We start from the raw sequence: 15878 nt of genomic DNA on the forward strand, positions 1-15878 counted from the left end.
TGCGACATCCGATCTCCCCCCTAGAGGGGGAGATGTCCGGCAGGACAGAGGGGGGCGCATCGCGCAAACCTTCATCATGCCGGCTCGTCCATCAAATGCAGGTGCTCGCGATTGAACGTCAGCACCACCGCCTCGCCCTCCGCCGGCAAGGCAGTGCCGGCAGGCACCACGGCGTGCAGTTTCAACCCGTCGGCATCAAGCGCCAGCCTGGTCGTGGCGCCGAGATAGTTGGTCGAGACGAGGCGCGCAGCGACGCCCTCGCCGCTCGCGGCGCGGCCGACGCGAATGGATTCAGGCCTGAGACTCCCCCAGCGTTGCTGGCCGGAATAACGCTGGACGAAATCCGGCGGCAGCACGTTCGAGGAACCGACGAAATCGGCGACGAAGCGCGTGCTCGGCCGCTGATAGATGTCCTCCGGCGTGCCGATCTGCATGATCTTGCCATCGTTGAAGACGGCGACGCGGTCGGCCATCGACAGCGCCTCGCCCTGGTCATGGGTGACGAAGACGAAGGTGATGCCGAGCGCCTTCTGCAGCGATTTCAGCTCCTCCTGCATGTTTTCGCGCAGCTTGAGGTCGAGCGCGCCGAGCGGTTCGTCGAGCAGCAGCACCTTGGGCTGGTTGACCAGCGCACGCGCCAGCGCGACACGCTGGCGCTGGCCGCCGGAAAGCTGGCCGGGCCGGCGCGCGCCATAGCCGGGCAGCCGCACCAGCGACAGCGCTTCTTCCGCCGCCTTGTGCCGCTCGGCCTTGCCGACACGCTTGACCATCAGCCCGTAGGCGACGTTGTCGAGCACGTTGAGATGCGGGAACAGCGCGTAGTCCTGGAACACGGTGTTGACGTTGCGGCGGTAGGGGGGCACGCCCTCGGCGCGTTCACCGAAGATCGAGATCGAACCCGATGTCGGCTGCTCGAAACCGGCGATCAGGCGCAGGCACGTCGTCTTGCCGGAACCGGACGGCCCGAGCATGGCGAAGAATTCGCCTGGTACAATGTCGAGGTCGACAGCGTCGACAGCGCGAACGCTGCCGAAATGGCGCGAGACTTTTTGAAAGGAAACGGCTGGGGTCATGTGGTGTCCTGATCTGTCAGGCTCGTCAAATCTTGGGCGTTGGCGCTGCCCCTCATCGGCCTGCCGGCACCTTCTCCCCGTATTGAGACGGGGAGAAGGGACGCGCTTCAACGCCGATGATCCCCTCTCCCCGTTCTTCACGGGGAGAGGGCAAGGGTGAGGGGCAGCGCCAACTATCGACGAAACGAAGCGAAAATTATCGTCCGCCGATGACGCCGATATAGTCCGACACCCAGCGGTAGTAGGGCACGCACTGGTCGTTCTGGGTGGCGCATTTCGAGACCGGCGTCTTCCAGAACTTGATCTTGTCGAAATTGTCGTAGCCGTTGGTCTTGCAACCTTCCTCGCCGAGCAGCTCGTTGCCTTTGCAGGCGGCCGGCACGACCGGGAGCGAGCCGAACCAGGCCGAGACATCGCCCTGCACCTTCGGCGCCAGCGAATGCTCGAGCCACATATAGGCGCAGTTCGGATGGGCCGCGTCGGCTTCCATCATCGTGGTGTCTGCCCAGCCGGTGACGCCTTCTTCCGGCACGGTCGAGGCAACCGGCTTCTTGGCGGCGACCAGCGTGTTGACCTGATAGGGCCACGAGCCCGAGGCGACCACGCCTTCATTCTGGAAATCGTCGACCTGGATGGCGGCGTCATGCCAGTAGCGGCCGACCAGCGTGCGCTGGACGCGCAGCAATTCGAGCGCGGCCTTGTACTGGTCCTCGTTCAGTTCGTAGGGATCCTTGATGCCGAGTTCCGGCTTGTGGAACATCAGGTAGTTGGCGGCGTCGGCGATGTGGATCGGCCCGTCATAGGCCTGGACGCGGCCTTTGTTGGACTTTCCGTCCGGCAGCTTCATTTCCTCGAAGACGACGTTCCAGCTCTTCGGCGCTTCCTTGAACACCTCGGTGTTGTACATCAGGATGTTGGGACCCCACTGATAGGGGATGCCGTAATGCACCTTGTCGACGGTGAACCAGGGCGCGTCCTTCAGCCGGTCGTCGACCGTCTTCCAGCTTGGGATGAGATCGGTGTTGATCGGCTGCACGCGCTTGCCGGCGACGAGGCGCAGCGAAGCATCGCCCGAAGCGGTGACGAGGTCGAAGCCGCCCTCGTTCATCAGCGACACCATCTCATCCGACGTGTTGGCGGTCTTGACGTTGACCTTGCAGCCGCTCTCCTTTTCGAAGGCGGTGACCCAGTCATAGCCCTTGTCGGTCTCGCCGCGCTCGATATAGCCCGGCCAGGCAACGATGTTGACCTGGCCTTCGCCCTTGCCGAGTTCCTTGACCTGGGCAACGGCCTGCCCGGAAAAGGTCAGCGCGACCGTCAGCGCGGTGCATGACTTCAGGAATGAATTCATCATCGATCTCCCATTTTGGCGCCCGGCCTCCGAAAACCGGTTTCGGTTTTCGCCAAGGTCAACGCGCGGACTGAAAAAGTATCAGTTCGTCCGACGGACGCATGTCGCTCTGGTGGCGGCTTTGGTCCCTTGAAGGGAAGGTGCTTTGAAAATTCCGGTTTCGCAAATTCATTTATCAGAAAGGCGATATCGGTTTTTCCGATAGCAAGACGCCCTTCAAGCCAGCGCCGTCACAAGCCAGCAGGCGGCATTGAAGCGGGCCTCACCATCCTTCACGAAAGGCGCGTACGCAGCAGGCAACACCGTAGTGATTTTTTCGGCCGTTGCCCGGTCAACTTCGCGCAGCGTGGCGGCGACCGGCCCTAGCCGGGTGGCAAACGTCATCAAATCGCCTTCTGCGATCCGACACAGGACGTTCGCCTGTTCGACTTCGATTGATGACCAGCCGCTCGCTTCAAGGATCCGCTTCACCTTGGCGCCGTCGGCCAAGGCAAACTGTCCCGGCGCATCGGGATCTGGCGCGGGTGCGGGCGGCAGGAAAGGCTCAGCCGCTCGCGCGGCGGTCGTCATGAAATCATTCTCGACCGGACTGCGCCAAGCAACAAAGGCGAGTTTGCCACCGCGCCTTGCGGCTTGTCTTATATTGGAGAACGCGGCCACTGGATCATCGAAGAACATAACACCAAAGCGCGAGACAACAGCGTCGAAGCGTCCTGGTTCGAACGCATGCGCCTGGGCATCGCCCACTTCGAAACTTGCGTTTGCTGCCCCTTCCACCCGCGCGCGCTCCGTCGCCAGGGCGACAAGCGGCCGCGAGATGTCGAGCCCAACACAATTTCCGTCGTTGCCCACGCGGCGCGCCATCGTCAGGGTTGTGGCGCCAGCGCCGCAGCCGATGTCCAGGACATTGCCCCCCTCCCCGGGATAGCCGGCATCGACCACCAGCCGCTCCAACGGTGCCAGTATCTCGTCGAGGATCGGCTGCATCTCGACCCAGGCCTTCCCGCTGACGTCGTTCCAGAGCGCGGCTTGGCGTGTGTTTGGCTGCGCGGATTGCGGCATAACGGGCCTCACTTTCTGTTGCTCTCACCGATCGTCGCGACATTCTACGAGTCCGAGCCGACTTGAGGTCAAGCATAAAAGATATCGACATTGCCAAAGTGCCGCGCCGCACCGGCGTGCCCGCCTGACACTTCGCTACTACCAGGATAAGGGCCTCATCGCTTCGATCGGCCGTCGCAGCCTGCGCGGCTTGTTCGACCCGACCGTCCTGGAACGGCTCGCCTTGATCGTGCGCAAGACTGGCGACGTCAGCCTGGAGTAGGCCACACCAGACTAGCGGCGGACCGTCCGCTGCGACTGGGCAAGGCCGACGAAGTCGCGGGCCGCGGCGGCCAAGCCGGAGCCCCGCCGCCAGACCATGCCGACCTGCACCACCGGCAAGGAGCCCGAAATGTCGCGCGATTCGATGCGGTCGCCTTCCAGCGACCAGGGCCGGTAGACGAGGTCGGGCAGCAGCGCCACACCGGCGCCGGTGGCGACCAGGCTGCGCACGGCTTCCACGGAACGGGTGCGGAAGGCGACATGCGGCCTGGCGCCGATCGCCGTCAGCAGCTTGCCGGTGTTCTCCTCGATCTCGTCGACGGTCAGCATGATCAGCGGTTCAGAGGCGATATCGCCGATGCCGATGATGTCGGCGCCAGCCAAGGGATGGCCGAGCGGCAGCCACAGCCGGTAAGCCGAGACTTCGAGGATTTCCGATTGCAGGGCAGTGCGGTCGCGCAAATTGGAGGTGACCATGACTGCAATGTCCAGCTTGCCGCCGATCAACAGGTGTTCGAGGTAGTCGCCATTGTCCTCGATGGCCGAGACCTCGACGCCCGGATAGGCGCGGCGGTAGCGTGAGAGCAGATCCGACAGCACGTAGCCGGCGACAAGCGAGGTGACGCCGAGTTGCAGCCGCCCGCCCGCAATGGCCTGTTCGCCGGAAAAAGAGCGGCGCGCGTCGGACACGTCGGCGAGAATCTTTGTCGCGTGACGCAGGAACTGGTGGCCCTTGTGGGTGATGTTGAGACCGCGCGGATGGCGTTCGAACAGCGCGACGCCAAGATCGCTTTCAAGTTCCTTGATCGCCTCGGTGACCGACGATTGGGAAATGGAGAGGTTTTGCGCCGCGCGCGACACCGTGCCTTGCTCGGCGACGGCGATGAAGAACTGCAACTGGCGGATGGTGAAGGCCATGGCCGGACTAAACACCGGCAGGCAAGCGAAGGAAAGCCGGCTGCGGAGCTTATCCCGTGACCGGAGATTGGTGCAGCGCGGTCAGCCGAGCATCAGCCTGATGCGGCGTCGCCATGTCGGGCCATAGCGCAGCGCAAGCATGAAGGCTGTCTCCAGCGCCACGACGACGACGATGATCAAGCCCACCGCGAAGGAATCCTGGCCACTGCCGCGCATGACGTAACCGGTCAGGAGAAAGGCCGCATTCCATGTGGTGGCGCCAAGCAGTGTCGCGGTCGCGAAAGGCAAGGCAGGCAGACAAAGCGCGCCAGCAGCGATCGGCAGGTAACTGCGCACGGTCGGGATGAACTGTGCCAGCAAGGACACCCTGACATGATTGCGGCGATAGGCCTGGCCAAGATTGCGATAGGTTTCGGGGCGCAGGAAGACATATCTGCCGGCTCGTCCGATCAGCCTGTCGGCACGGTCGAATCCGATCCGGCGGCCGACCGCATACCAGACAAGGCAGCCGGCGAAGGAAGCGGAAGTCGTCACCGCCAGCAGGACCGCCAGCGTCGCGCCGTCAGGCGCCGCCGTCATGCCGAGAAACAGCAGCAACACATGCGAGGGCGGAATCGGCAGGATCTTCTCGGTGAAGGCGAGGCAGAAGACGCCGAACAGGCCGAAGCCGAGAATGGCCGACAACGGTCCCGTCATGCGAAGCGCCAGTCGTAGGTATCTGACGTCTTGATCCTGGCGATGCGATAGACCGTCGCCGGCGGGAAGTTGCGAAAGGTATGGCCAACCCGCGTAACCTCGAGATCGAGCCGGTCGAGCAGCGACTGGTCGAACGGGCAGCGCCGTCCGAGCGTGAACTGATAGAGCGCCCCGCCCGGGCGAAGGTTCGCGAAAACACCTTCGAGAATGGCGAGCGTCTTGCGCGGCGAAATCAGGCGGAAAGGCAAGCCGCTGACGGCAGCACCAATCACCGGCCGGTGGAAGAGCGACAGATGGCGCAGACCGACAGCATCCATTTCAAAAATCCGGGCGGTCGGAAAGCGACGCTTGAGCAGCGCGGTAAAATCCGGATCGGATTCGATCAGCGTCAAGTCTTCCTCCTTCACCCCGCGCGACAGCAGCGCCCGTGTGAAAGGGCCTGTTCCTGGACCGAGTTCCAGCACAGGGCCCGTCTCGGGTCCGATGTCACGGGTCATCAATGCCGCCAGGCTGGAGCTGGACGGCGTGACGGAGCCGACCCGGAACGGCGCCACGGTCCACGCCACTAGGAAAGACAGAGCATCATTTACAGGCATGGTAACCTCGATTCCGGACAACAGCACGCCAGATTGTGTGGCCAACTGATTCGTTTCAGCGCCATTTCGTTTCAACGTCGGGCCCGACCTGTTGCATATTCGGGCCCGACGCCTTCTTGCCGGCATGGGCGATTCGCGCCGACCGACGCTGTTTGCCGCGACTGGGTTGCATAGACATTGCGCAATATTGCGGAGCCAAGGAAAGCGCTCGTCGACCTGTGGCCGTTCGGCTTTGCCATGTTTGCGCAATGTTGGCGCGGTAACGCCCGAGGCCGTTGCTGGAGAATTGTCGATGCGAATCTTGCTGGTCGAGGATGAGCCTGAAATGGTCTCTGCCTTGCGTGCCGCGCTGAAGCGCCACGACATGGTGGTCGATCACGCCGGCTCGCTCATCGAGGCGGAAGGCTTCGTCGCCGCCGACAGCTACGACGCCATCCTGCTCGACCGCCAGTTGCCGGATGGCGACGGGCTGTCGCTGGTTCCCAGATTGCGTTCGGCCAAGAACACGACGCCAGTGCTGATGCTGACGGCGAGAGGCGATACATCGGACAAGGTCGATGGGCTGGACATGGGCGCGGACGACTATCTGGCAAAACCATTCGCCTTCGAGGAATTGCTGGCCCGCCTGCGCGCGCTGCTCAGGCGCCCGGCACCGCTGCAGTCACAGTTTATCCGCGCCGGCGATCTGGTGCTCGATGTCGGGCATCGCGAAGCGTCTGTCCGTGCCGAACCGCTCAGCCTGCCGCGCCGCGAACTCCTGGTGCTGGAGGCGTTGATGCGGCGCACCGGCCGCATGGTGCAGCGTGAGGCGCTGATGGAGGCGGTGTTCGGCCTCGACGACGAGATCCAGTCCAACGCCCTCGACACCCATGTCTCGCGCCTGCGCCGCAAACTCGCCGATGCCGATGCCGGGGTGACGATCAACGGCATTCGCGGCGTCGGCTATCTCCTGCGCGAGACGACATGAGCGCCAAGCAATGAGCCTCAAGCGTCCGCGTTCGCTGAAATGGAGCCTGGTGCTGCGCATCGCCTTGCTGCAATGCGCGATGCTGACGCTGATCATCGTCGGCATTCTCGTCGCATTGCTCGCCACCGGGCTCATTCCGCACGATTATGAAGACGGCACAATGGACGTGCTGGCGGATGCGGTGGCGCGTGACGCAGGCGGCAAGCTCGTCCTGCGCGAGACCGCGGACCTGACGAAGCTGCGATCCGAGGTCCCCGATCTCTGGTTCATCATCCGAGACAAGCAGGGCCAGCGGCTGCAGGAGGGCACCGTGCCGCCCATCTTCCAGCCTTTCGCCGGACTGCTGGATGCTATCAGCGACGCCCGTATCGACCACGCAATCGGGCAATCCGCGCCGCCGGAGGGAAAGATCCGCTGGACCGACACGGCGGCCGGCAATGTCCAGATCTTCACCGGCACCAAGGGCGGGCTTTCGCTGCTGCGCCTGCTCGGCCAGGCGCCGCAATTCTTCCTGCAAGGCATATTGCCGCTCGCCGGGCTGATGGCGCTGGCCACGCTGTTCGCGACGCCCTGGGTGGTTCGTGGCGCCCTTTCGGGGCTAGGCCATGCAGCCGCAGAGGCCGAACGCATCGACATCGACCAGCGCGGCGTGCAGTTGCCGCTGAAGGACGTGCCGACGGAAGTGACACCGCTGGTCAAGGCGGTGAACGCAGCCCTTGCGCGGCTGGACAAGGGCTATGAGCGCCACAAGCGTTTCCTCACCGACGCCGCCCATGAGCTCAGAACACCGGTCGCCATCCTCAACACGCGCCTGGCCTCGCTGCCGGCGACACCGGAACGGGCACGGCTGCTGCAGGATGCGGCACGGCTCTCGACGCTGACCGACCAGTTGCTCGACCTGCAACGGCTCGACCGGCAGACATCGCCTTTCGAAAAGGTAGATCTCGTGGCGATCGCGCGCAGCGTCATCGTCGACCTCGCGCCGATGGCGTTCTCGGCCGGCTACGAAATGTCGTTCGAGCCGGACAGCGACACGCTTTTTGCAACCGGCGACCGCACCGCGATCGAACGTGCAGTGACCAACATCGTCCAGAACGCCATCGAGCATGGCGGCCGCGCCGGCAAGATCACCGTCGGCGTCACAACGCCCGCCATCATAGAGGTCCGGGACGAAGGCGACGGCGTTCCGCCGGGCGAGCGGGAGCGCATTTTCGAGCCCTTCTACCGGTTGCGCCCGCAGGATCATGGCGCCGGCCTCGGCCTCAACCTCGTGCAGGAAATCATGCATCTCCATGGCGGCCGCATCGAAATCCTGGATGGCAAGCCAAGCGGCGCCTGCTTCAGGATGAGTTTTCGCGCTGTGTCGGCATAGCAATGCCGCGAGTTCACACAGGCGCCCGCGTGTTTGACATCGCAGATAATTGTAACTAATTAAGTTACATGAAGCGCAACAGCCGTCTATCCTCCACCTTGCATATCCTCGTCCACATGGCCGAAAAGCCAAGGCAGGCGCTGACCTCGGAGCAGCTCGCCACCTTCATTCATACAAATCCGGTGGTGGTGCGGCGGACCATCGCCGGCTTGCGTGATGCCGGCATCGTCACCTCGTCGCGCGGACATGGCGGCGGCTGGCTGCTCGGGCGCGCGCCCGAGAACATTTCGCTGGCCGAGATAAGCGTTGCCCTTGGCGAAACGCTGCTGCCGTTCAGCACCGAGCCGGAAAGCCCAGGCTGTCTCGTCGAGCAAGCAGTGATCGCCGTGCTCGACGATTTTCGCCTCGCGGCGGAGAGGCTGTTGGCGGAGAAGCTCAGCCGCATCACCCTGGCCGACCTGACCGCAGATTTCCGCCGCCGTTTCGACCTCATTGGAGTTTCCAGCCATGCAGTATGATCTTGCCGTCGTCGGCGGCAGCTTCGCCGGCCTGTCCGCCGCCATCCAGGCGGCGCGGGCGCGGCGCAACGTGCTGGTGATCGACGCCGGCCAGCCGCGCAACCGCTTTGCCGCGCATTCGCACGGCTTTCTCGGCCAGGACGGGCGCACGCCAGGCGCCATCCTCGACGATGCCAGGCGGCAATTGCTTGCCTATCCGACAGCCAGGCTGGTTACCGCGCGTGCGGACAAAGCCATTGCGAACGGCGGCAGCGATTTCGAAATCACCATCGGTGGCGGCGAGACATTCGGCGCCGCACGGCTGGTGCTGGCAACCGGCGTGCGCGACATCCTGCCGGAGGTTCCCGGGCTTGCCGAGCAATGGGGCAAGACCGTGCTGCATTGCCCCTATTGCCACGGCTACGAGGTTTCCGGCGGGCAGCTTGGCGTGCTCGCGACCGGCCCGATGTCCATGCATCAGGCGCAGCTGATTTCCGACTGGGGCGACGTCACGCTGTTCGGCAACGGCCTGATCGAGCCCGCCGCCGAGGAGATGCTCGTGCTGGAGGGCAAGAATGTAAGATTTGAGCCCGCGACGGTCAGCGAACTGAGGGAAGACGGCTCCGGCGGCCTGGTTGTCCACCTGGACGGCGGCTGGAAGGCCGGCGTCAAAGCGATGTTCACCGCGCCACGCAACACGATGGCGAGCCCGCTGGCCGAACAGCTCGGCTGCGGCTTCAAGGACGGCCTGCTCGGCTCGATGATATCAGTCGATGACAGACAGCAGACGACCGTTCCCGGCATCTATGCCGCCGGCGACGCTGCGCGCGCGATGCACAACATCGCCTTCGCCGTGTCGGGCGGCACTTTCGCGGGCGTATGTGCCCATCAGTCCCTGGTGTTCGGCTAAATTCCGGCTTCGCCGCCGGCGATGCTGAGCCGCGCGCCGGCTTGTGCGAGGGCGGCTCCAATGTCATGCGGCGGCGCGCGGTCGGTGGCGAGTTCGGAAAAGCCGTCGAAGCCGCAGACCTGAACCAGCCCCTGGCGGCCGAACTTCGTGTGGTCGGTGACGACGAGCGAGCGCTGGCCGCGCGACAGCACCATGCGGGCGAATTCCGCCTCGTCCAGATCAAAGTCCATGACGCCCGTCACCGCATCCACGGCGCCGGTGGAGATGATGGCATGGCTGACCGAGAAGCGGCTGACGAACTCGATCGCCGACGTCCCGAACGCGGCGCCTGAATCGCTGCGCAGCTCGCCGCCCGCCATATAGACCTTGTTGCCGTTGATGGTGGCCAGCGTGCGGGCGATATCAGACGAGTTGGTGACGACCGTCAGGCGCCGGTGGCCGAGCAGTTCGCGCGCCAGGAACGACGTCGTGGTGCCGGTGTCGAGCATGATCGATTCGCCGTCGCGGATGGTGGCGGCAACCATGCGCGCGATGACGCGCTTGGCGTCGGCATGCTCGCGCATGCGCCGTTCGAACGGTGCCTCGCCGATCATCGACGGCAGGCCGATGGCGCCATGCATCTTCAGAACCGAGCCGTCGCCGGTGAGCGGCTTGACGTCCCGCCGCACGGTTTCGAGTGAAACGCCCAACCGGTCGGCAAGGCTGGCGATGGTGACGGTTCCCTCTTCCTGCAGCAGCCGCATGATCTCGCCATGCCGTTTCGAGTGGACCATATGTGCGCGTCCCAGAATTTGCCCGCTTCTATGGCATTCCTAGCGCTTTTAAAGGAATTGCCTATACTTTCGGGCAAAATACCCAAAAAAGGTCACATCTTTTTATTGACAGAAGGGCAACCCTGGCGTGAAATCCACCCTCAATAGGTTCGGAGCTGCAGCGGGAGGTTAATTGGCAGAGCCGCAACTCATTGACCGGACAGCCCGTAACGTGTCTGGCTCAAGGAATTTTCAGATCCGCGGGGGCGGATGCCGGGCTCAAAAGTCTGGCCAAGGGGCTCGTCGGTGCGGTGCGGGATACCGATCCTGGCGTCCCGCACCGACGAGATTGTTTGCGTTTCTCCCATTGCGCTGCCCATGGCGCCTTGTCGAAATCCGGCAAACCAGGCCAGCAAACCAGGCCAGCAAAAACCAGGGATGATTTCGTGATTGCCGAAGACCGCATCCGCGCCCTGCCCTGCTGGACGGGCGCCATCGAGATCGCGCCGCTGCCCGGCGGCTTGAGCAATGCCAATTATGTGGTCACCGACACCGCCGGCAAACACGTCGTGCGCTTCGGCCAGGATTATCCGTTCCACCATGTCTTCCGCGAACGCGAGGTGATGACCGCGCGGGCGGCTCACGCCGCCGGCTTCGCGCCGGCGGTCCATTATGCCGAACCAGGAATCCTGGTGACGGCGTTTCTTGGCGCCAAAACCTATCTGGCCGAGGACGTGCGCGCCAATCTCGGCCGCGTCGCGGCGCTGATGCGCGGCTTTCACCGGGAGATGCCCAATCATATCTCCGGCGCCGGCTTCATGTTCTGGGTGTTCCACGTCATCCGCGACTATGCGCGCACGCTTGACGAGGGTAACAGCCGCAAGCGCGGTGACCTGCCGCGCTTTCTGGCGCTCGCCGACGAACTGGAGCGCGCCCAGAAACTCCTGCCGATCGTCTTTGGCCACAATGATCTCTTGCCGGCCAATATTCTCGACGACGGCAGCAGGCTGTGGCTGATCGATTTCGAATATGCCGGCTTCAATACGGCGATGTTCGACCTTGCCGGCGTCGCTTCGAACGCAGGCATGAGCGACGAGGAATCCTTCGCCTTCCTGACCGCCTATTTCATGAAGGAACCGGACGAGGCGATCCGCCGCTCGCACGCAGCCATGCAATGCGCCTCGCTGCTGCGCGAGGGGATGTGGAGCATGGTGTCGGAGCTCTATCTCGACGCGCCCGGCATCGACTACGTCGCCTATACCGAGGAAAACCTGGCGCGGCTCGACGCGGCGCTGGAGAACTACCGGACAAAATACGGGATCCTGAAATCATGACCTTGCCTAGCCAGGCCGCGATCGTCGTCATCGGCGGCGGCATCATCGGCTGTTCGACGGCCTATCATCTGGCGCGCGACCACAAGGCCGACGTGGTGCTGCTCGAACAGGGCAAGCTGACCTCGGGTTCGACCTGGCATGCGGCCGGCCTGGTCGGGCAATTGCGCTCTTCGGCCTCGATCACGCGGGTGCTGAAATATTCCGTCGATCTCTACAAGGGGCTGGAGGCCGAAACCGGCCTTGCCACCGGCTGGAAGATGACCGGCTGCCTCAGGCTCGCCACCAATGCCGACCGCTGGACCGAGTACAAAAGGCTGGCGACGACGGCGAAAAGCTTCGGCATGGACATGCATTTGCTGTCTCCGGCGGAGGTCAAGGCGATGTGGCCGCTGATGGAGACCGGCGATCTCGTCGGCGCGTCCTGGCTGCCGACCGACGGCCAGGCGAGCCCTTCCGACATTACGCAGTCGCTGGCCAAGGGCGCGCGCATGCATGGCGCCAAACTCTATGAGGACGTGCGCGTCACCGGTTTCGAGATGAAGGGCGACCGCATCACGGCGGTGAAGACCAATCAGGGCGACATCGCCTGTGACAAGGTGGTAAACTGCGCCGGCCAATGGGCGCGGCAGGTCGGCGCCATGGCCGGCATCAACGTGCCGCTGCAGCCGGTGAAGCACCAGTACATCATCACCGAAAAGATCGCGGGACTGGCGACCGACGCGCCGACGCTGCGCGACCCCGACCGGCGCACCTATTTCAAGGAGGAGGTCGGCGGCCTGGTGATGGGCGGCTATGAGCCGAACCCGCAGGCCTGGACAACCGGTCTCCCCGGGGGCGACGTGCCCAACGACTGGGAGTTCCGGCTGTTCGACGACGACTACAATCATTTCGAGCAGCACATGGCTCAGGCGATCGCGCGCGTGCCGGCGCTGGAGACGGTCGGCGTCAAGCAGATGATCAACGGACCGGAGAGCTTCACGCCGGACGGCAATTTCATCCTCGGCGTAGCGCCCGAATGCGCCAACATGTTCGTCGGCGCCGGCTTCAACGCCTTCGGCATCGCGTCGGGCGGCGGCGCAGGCTGGGTGCTGGCGCAATGGGTGGTCGATGGCGAGGCGCCGCTCGACCTGTGGGTGGTCGACATCAGGCGCTTTTCCAACCTGCACCGCGACCGGCACTGGGTGTGTGAGCGCACGCTGGAAGCCTATGGCAAGCACTACACGATCGGCTTCCCGCACGAGGAATACGTTTCCGGCCGGCCGCGCATCGTCTCGCCGCTCTACGACAGGCTGAAAGACCATCGCGCCGTCTTCGGATCCAAGCTCGGCTGGGAGCGGCCTAACTGGTTCGCGCCGGAGGGCGTCGAGCCAAAGGACATCTATTCGATGGGCCGGCAGAACTGGTTCGCCGCCGTCGGCGACGAACACCGGCATGTGCGCGAGCATGTCGGCATCTTCGACCAGTCGTCCTTCGCCAAGTATGAGTTGAGCGGGTCCGACGCGGCGAAGGCCCTGGACTGGATCTGCGCCAACGATGTCGGCAAGCCGGTTGGCCGGCTGACCTACACGCAACTCCTCAACACGCGCGGCGGCATCGAGGCCGACCTGACGGTGTCGCGGCTGGCCGAGGAAAAATTCTACATCGTCACCGGCACAGGTTTCCGCACCCATGACGGCTCGTGGATCAGCGACCATATTGGCGAGGGCCTCGATGCCCAGCTCGCCGATGTCACCGAAGATTTTGGCACGCTATCGCTGATGGGACCGCGTGCCCGCGACGTGCTTTTGGCGGTGACCAGGAGTGACGTGTCGAATGCCGGCTTCCCGTTCGGCCATGTGCGCGAGATCACAATAGCCGGCCACACGGTGCGGGCGCTGCGCGTCACCTATGTCGGCGAACTGGGCTGGGAGTTGCATGTGCCGATCGCCGCCACCGGCGAAATCTTCGACGCGCTGATGGCGGCCGGCGGGAAACACGACATCCGGCCGGTCGGCTATCGCGCGCTGGAGTCGCTGCGGCTGGAAAAGGGCTATCGCGCCTGGGGCTCCGACATCACGCCCAATGACACGCCGCTGGAGGCCGGGCTCGGCTGGGCGGTCAAGCTGCGCAAGAACACCGACTTCGTCGGACGGCGCGCGCTCGAGAAGGTTGGCGGCGCGTCCCTGAAGAAGCGCTTTGCCGGCTTCACGGTCGACGATCCGGAGATCGTGCTCGTTGGGCGCGAGACCATCCTGCGCGATGGCGAGCCGGTGGGCTATCTGACCAGCGGCGGCTATGGCTACACGGTCGGCAAGAATATCGGCTATGGCTATGTGCGCAACGCCGACGGGGTGAGCGACGATTTCCTCGCCTCGGGCAGCTATGAACTGGTGGTCGCGATGCAGCGGACGCCGGCTAAACTCCATTTCGAGCAGCTATACGACCCGGCAATGGAGCGAGTGAAGGCTTAACTCACGCGCAAGGCGAGGCCACGACTCGGGACGGTATCAGCCTCCCCGGGCATCGAGACGTAAGGGCGGGTTTCCTCGGCGCGGGTGACGAGACCTTGCGCCTCGAGTTCCGCGATGCGCGCGGCAAAACCCTGATCCCACAGCGTGTTCTTGACCGTCAGCACGATCACTCCGCCCGGCCGGCAGATGCGGATCAGTTCGTCCAAGCCCTCGGCGCCGACATGACCCGAGGTGAACACGCCGGCCGAGATGATACCGGCATAGGCATCGTCGGCAAAAGGCAAGGCGCCGCCGAGCGCCAGGCAATGCAGCGCCGAATAGACGCCCTTGCGCGCGGCCTGATCCAGCATGCCTTGCGAGATGTCCAGCCCCTCGACCTGGGGATAGCCGGCAATATCCAGCCATTCGCTGATCAGCCCGGTACCGGCGCCGGCGTCGAGCAACGGGGCAGAGCCGCGCGGCAGATGGCGCGCCAGCAAGGCAAGGCAGATCGTCGGATGGCGGTAGCCGGCGGCCGACATGTCGGCGTCATAGGTCTGCGACCACCTGTCATAGAGTGCCGCCACCTCTTCCGGGCGCTTGGCCGCGTAGACCTCGCCAAGTGCGCCGTGGTGTTTGCTGTCCGTCACGTGTCCACCAATCCCTCGTCTTGCCGGGATGATAGCCAAACGACGAAAATTGTGGAACCGTTGCGGCGAAGAAATAGCGCGTGGGGACGCAGGCATGGTCACAGACGAGGCGCGGGCAAAACTTGGCGCCATTCCGGTGCTGGCCGGCTACACCGGGCCGCTGGAACGGCTCGGTGGCCTGACCAACCTCGTCTTCAAGGCCGGCGATTACTGCCTGCGCATTCCAGGCAAAGGCACCGAGGAATACATCAACCGCGCCAACGAGGCGGTGGCGGCGCGCGAGGCGGCAAAGGCCGGTGTCAGTCCCGAGGTGCTGCATGCCGATGCCGCCACGGGCCTGATGGTGACGCGCTACATCGCTGGTGCCGAGACGATGTCGCCGGAGAAATTCAGGGACCGGCAGGGCAGTCCGGCCCGGGCGGCCGACGCCTTCCGCAAGCTGCACGCGTCCGGCGCGGTGTTCCCCTTCCGCTTCGAGCTGTTTTCGATGATCGACGACTATCTCAAGGTGCTGTCGACGAGGGATGTCGCCCTGCCCGCCGGCTATCACGACGTGGTGCGCGAGGCCGGCAGCGTGCGCTCGGCGCTGGCCGTCCGCCCCTTGCCCCTCGTCGCCTGCCACTGCGATCCGCTGTGCGAAAATTTTCTCGATACGGGCGAGCGGATGTGGATCGTCGACTGGGAATATTCCGGGATGAACGACCCGCTCTGGGACCTCGGCGATCTCAGCGTCGAAGGCAAGTTCGATGCGGCCCAGGACGAGGAGCTGATGCGCGCCTATTTCGGTGGCGAGGCGAAGCCGGCGGAGCGCGGCCGCGTCGTCATCTACAAGGCGATGTGCGACCTGTTGTGGACGCTGTGGGGGCTGATCCAGCTTGCCAACAACAACCCAGTAGACGATTTCCGCGCCTATGCCGACGGCCGCTTCGCGCGATGCAAGGTGCTGATGGAGACAGAGGAATTTTCGCGGCACCTGGCGGCGATACGCCGGGGTTAGCAGCGACCCGGAA

General features: G+C 64.2%; 15 protein-coding genes. 7 read left to right on the forward strand and 8 right to left on the reverse strand.

Annotated elements, in window-relative coordinates; genetic code table 11:
- Positions 1 to 74 precede the first annotated feature (74 nt).
- The 6 genes from LB543_RS19000 to LB543_RS19030 all read right to left on the reverse strand — a co-directional run bounded on the left by LB543_RS19000 (position 75) and on the right by LB543_RS19030 (position 5957).
- Positions 75 to 1073 (reverse strand): ABC transporter ATP-binding protein, encoded by a 999-nt coding sequence (locus LB543_RS19000; RefSeq protein ID WP_224597762.1) that lies wholly within the window; start codon positions 1071 to 1073, stop codon positions 75 to 77.
- A 196-nt stretch (positions 1074 to 1269) separates the two neighbouring features.
- The gene (locus tag LB543_RS19005) at positions 1270 to 2424 is read right to left on the reverse strand and encodes an ABC transporter substrate-binding protein (protein ID WP_140810836.1); all 1155 of its coding nucleotides are present in this window, start codon (positions 2422 to 2424) and stop codon (positions 1270 to 1272) included.
- Positions 2425 to 2640: 216 nt separating this feature from the next.
- Complete coding sequence (locus LB543_RS19010; protein ID WP_140810835.1) at positions 2641 to 3486, reverse strand: class I SAM-dependent methyltransferase; 846 nt, start codon at positions 3484 to 3486, stop codon at positions 2641 to 2643.
- Positions 3487 to 3759: 273 nt separating this feature from the next.
- A complete protein-coding gene (locus LB543_RS19020) occupies positions 3760 to 4665 on the reverse strand; it encodes a LysR family transcriptional regulator (protein WP_224615151.1) in 906 nt (301 codons plus the stop codon).
- Between the two features lie 81 nt (positions 4666 to 4746).
- A complete protein-coding gene (locus tag LB543_RS19025) occupies positions 4747 to 5361 on the reverse strand; it encodes a DedA family protein (RefSeq protein WP_224615152.1) in 615 nt (204 codons plus the stop codon).
- Positions 5358 to 5957, reverse strand: coding sequence for a class I SAM-dependent methyltransferase (locus LB543_RS19030; RefSeq protein WP_411908768.1), 600 nt, complete (start codon positions 5955 to 5957; stop codon positions 5358 to 5360). Before LB543_RS19030 ends, LB543_RS19025 begins: the two co-directional genes overlap by 4 nt.
- Before the next feature lie 292 nt (positions 5958 to 6249).
- On the opposite strand from LB543_RS19030, the gene LB543_RS19035 reads away from it, so the two are divergent.
- The 4 genes from LB543_RS19035 to LB543_RS19050 all read left to right on the forward strand — a co-directional run bounded on the left by LB543_RS19035 (position 6250) and on the right by LB543_RS19050 (position 9703).
- Entirely contained in the window at positions 6250 to 6924 is a 675-nt protein-coding gene (locus tag LB543_RS19035; protein ID WP_224615154.1) for a response regulator transcription factor, read from the forward strand.
- Between the two features lie 10 nt (positions 6925 to 6934).
- The gene (locus tag LB543_RS19040; protein WP_224615155.1) at positions 6935 to 8296 is read left to right on the forward strand and encodes a sensor histidine kinase; all 1362 of its coding nucleotides are present in this window, start codon (positions 6935 to 6937) and stop codon (positions 8294 to 8296) included.
- A 68-nt stretch (positions 8297 to 8364) separates the two neighbouring features.
- Entirely contained in the window at positions 8365 to 8814 is a 450-nt protein-coding gene (locus LB543_RS19045) for an RrF2 family transcriptional regulator (RefSeq protein WP_224615156.1), read from the forward strand.
- Positions 8804 to 9703, forward strand: coding sequence for an NAD(P)/FAD-dependent oxidoreductase (locus tag LB543_RS19050; protein WP_224615157.1), 900 nt, complete (start codon positions 8804 to 8806; stop codon positions 9701 to 9703). Before LB543_RS19045 ends, LB543_RS19050 begins: the two co-directional genes overlap by 11 nt.
- Here LB543_RS19050 and LB543_RS19055 read toward each other — a convergent pair.
- The gene (locus tag LB543_RS19055; RefSeq protein ID WP_224615158.1) at positions 9700 to 10476 is read right to left on the reverse strand and encodes a DeoR/GlpR family DNA-binding transcription regulator; all 777 of its coding nucleotides are present in this window, start codon (positions 10474 to 10476) and stop codon (positions 9700 to 9702) included. The two genes, LB543_RS19050 and LB543_RS19055, sit on opposite strands and share 4 nt — an antisense overlap.
- A 425-nt stretch (positions 10477 to 10901) precedes the next feature.
- On the opposite strand from LB543_RS19055, the gene LB543_RS19060 reads away from it, so the two are divergent.
- Positions 10902 to 11789, forward strand: a complete 888-nt coding sequence (locus tag LB543_RS19060; RefSeq protein ID WP_224615159.1) for a phosphotransferase — start codon at positions 10902 to 10904, stop codon at positions 11787 to 11789.
- Entirely contained in the window at positions 11786 to 14239 is a 2454-nt protein-coding gene (locus LB543_RS19065; protein WP_224615160.1) for an FAD-dependent oxidoreductase, read from the forward strand. Before LB543_RS19060 ends, LB543_RS19065 begins: the two co-directional genes overlap by 4 nt.
- Here LB543_RS19065 and LB543_RS19070 read toward each other — a convergent pair.
- On the reverse strand, positions 14236 to 14868 hold the full coding sequence (locus LB543_RS19070) for a class I SAM-dependent methyltransferase (protein WP_318012982.1): 633 nt from the start codon (positions 14866 to 14868) through the stop codon (positions 14236 to 14238). The two genes, LB543_RS19065 and LB543_RS19070, sit on opposite strands and share 4 nt — an antisense overlap.
- A 94-nt stretch (positions 14869 to 14962) precedes the next feature.
- Here LB543_RS19070 and LB543_RS19075 point away from each other — a divergent pair, with 94 nt between their 5' ends.
- Positions 14963 to 15865 carry a phosphotransferase family protein gene (locus LB543_RS19075; RefSeq protein ID WP_224615162.1) on the forward strand — a complete coding sequence of 301 codons (903 nt, stop codon included), beginning with the start codon at positions 14963 to 14965 and terminating at the stop codon, positions 15863 to 15865.
- Positions 15866 to 15878 lie beyond the last annotated feature (13 nt).

Origin of the sequence: Mesorhizobium sp. ESP7-2 (assembly GCF_020164715.1) — a bacterium.
Lineage (GTDB): Bacteria > Pseudomonadota > Alphaproteobacteria > Rhizobiales > Rhizobiaceae > Mesorhizobium.

What these genes read in the sequence shown, in the direction of transcription:
- LB543_RS19000 (WP_224597762.1), bottom strand. Translation starts at nt 1,073, where the DNA reads ATGACCCCAGCCGTTTCCTTTCAAAAAGTCTCGCGCCATTTCGGCAGC.
- LB543_RS19005 (WP_140810836.1), bottom strand. Translation starts at nt 2,424, where the DNA reads ATGAATTCATTCCTGAAGTCATGCACCGCGCTGACGGTCGCGCTGACC.
- LB543_RS19010 (WP_140810835.1), bottom strand. Translation starts at nt 3,486, where the DNA reads ATGCCGCAATCCGCGCAGCCAAACACACGCCAAGCCGCGCTCTGGAAC.
- LB543_RS19020 (WP_224615151.1), bottom strand. Translation starts at nt 4,665, where the DNA reads ATGGCCTTCACCATCCGCCAGTTGCAGTTCTTCATCGCCGTCGCCGAG.
- LB543_RS19025 (WP_224615152.1), bottom strand. Translation starts at nt 5,361, where the DNA reads ATGACGGGACCGTTGTCGGCCATTCTCGGCTTCGGCCTGTTCGGCGTC.
- LB543_RS19030 (WP_411908768.1), bottom strand. Translation starts at nt 5,957, where the DNA reads ATGCCTGTAAATGATGCTCTGTCTTTCCTAGTGGCGTGGACCGTGGCG.
- LB543_RS19035 (WP_224615154.1), top strand. Translation starts at nt 6,250, where the DNA reads ATGCGAATCTTGCTGGTCGAGGATGAGCCTGAAATGGTCTCTGCCTTG.
- LB543_RS19040 (WP_224615155.1), top strand. Translation starts at nt 6,935, where the DNA reads ATGAGCCTCAAGCGTCCGCGTTCGCTGAAATGGAGCCTGGTGCTGCGC.
- LB543_RS19045 (WP_224615156.1), top strand. Translation starts at nt 8,365, where the DNA reads ATGAAGCGCAACAGCCGTCTATCCTCCACCTTGCATATCCTCGTCCAC.
- LB543_RS19050 (WP_224615157.1), top strand. Translation starts at nt 8,804, where the DNA reads ATGCAGTATGATCTTGCCGTCGTCGGCGGCAGCTTCGCCGGCCTGTCC.
- LB543_RS19055 (WP_224615158.1), bottom strand. Translation starts at nt 10,476, where the DNA reads ATGGTCCACTCGAAACGGCATGGCGAGATCATGCGGCTGCTGCAGGAA.
- LB543_RS19065 (WP_224615160.1), top strand. Translation starts at nt 11,786, where the DNA reads ATGACCTTGCCTAGCCAGGCCGCGATCGTCGTCATCGGCGGCGGCATC.
- LB543_RS19075 (WP_224615162.1), top strand. Translation starts at nt 14,963, where the DNA reads ATGGTCACAGACGAGGCGCGGGCAAAACTTGGCGCCATTCCGGTGCTG.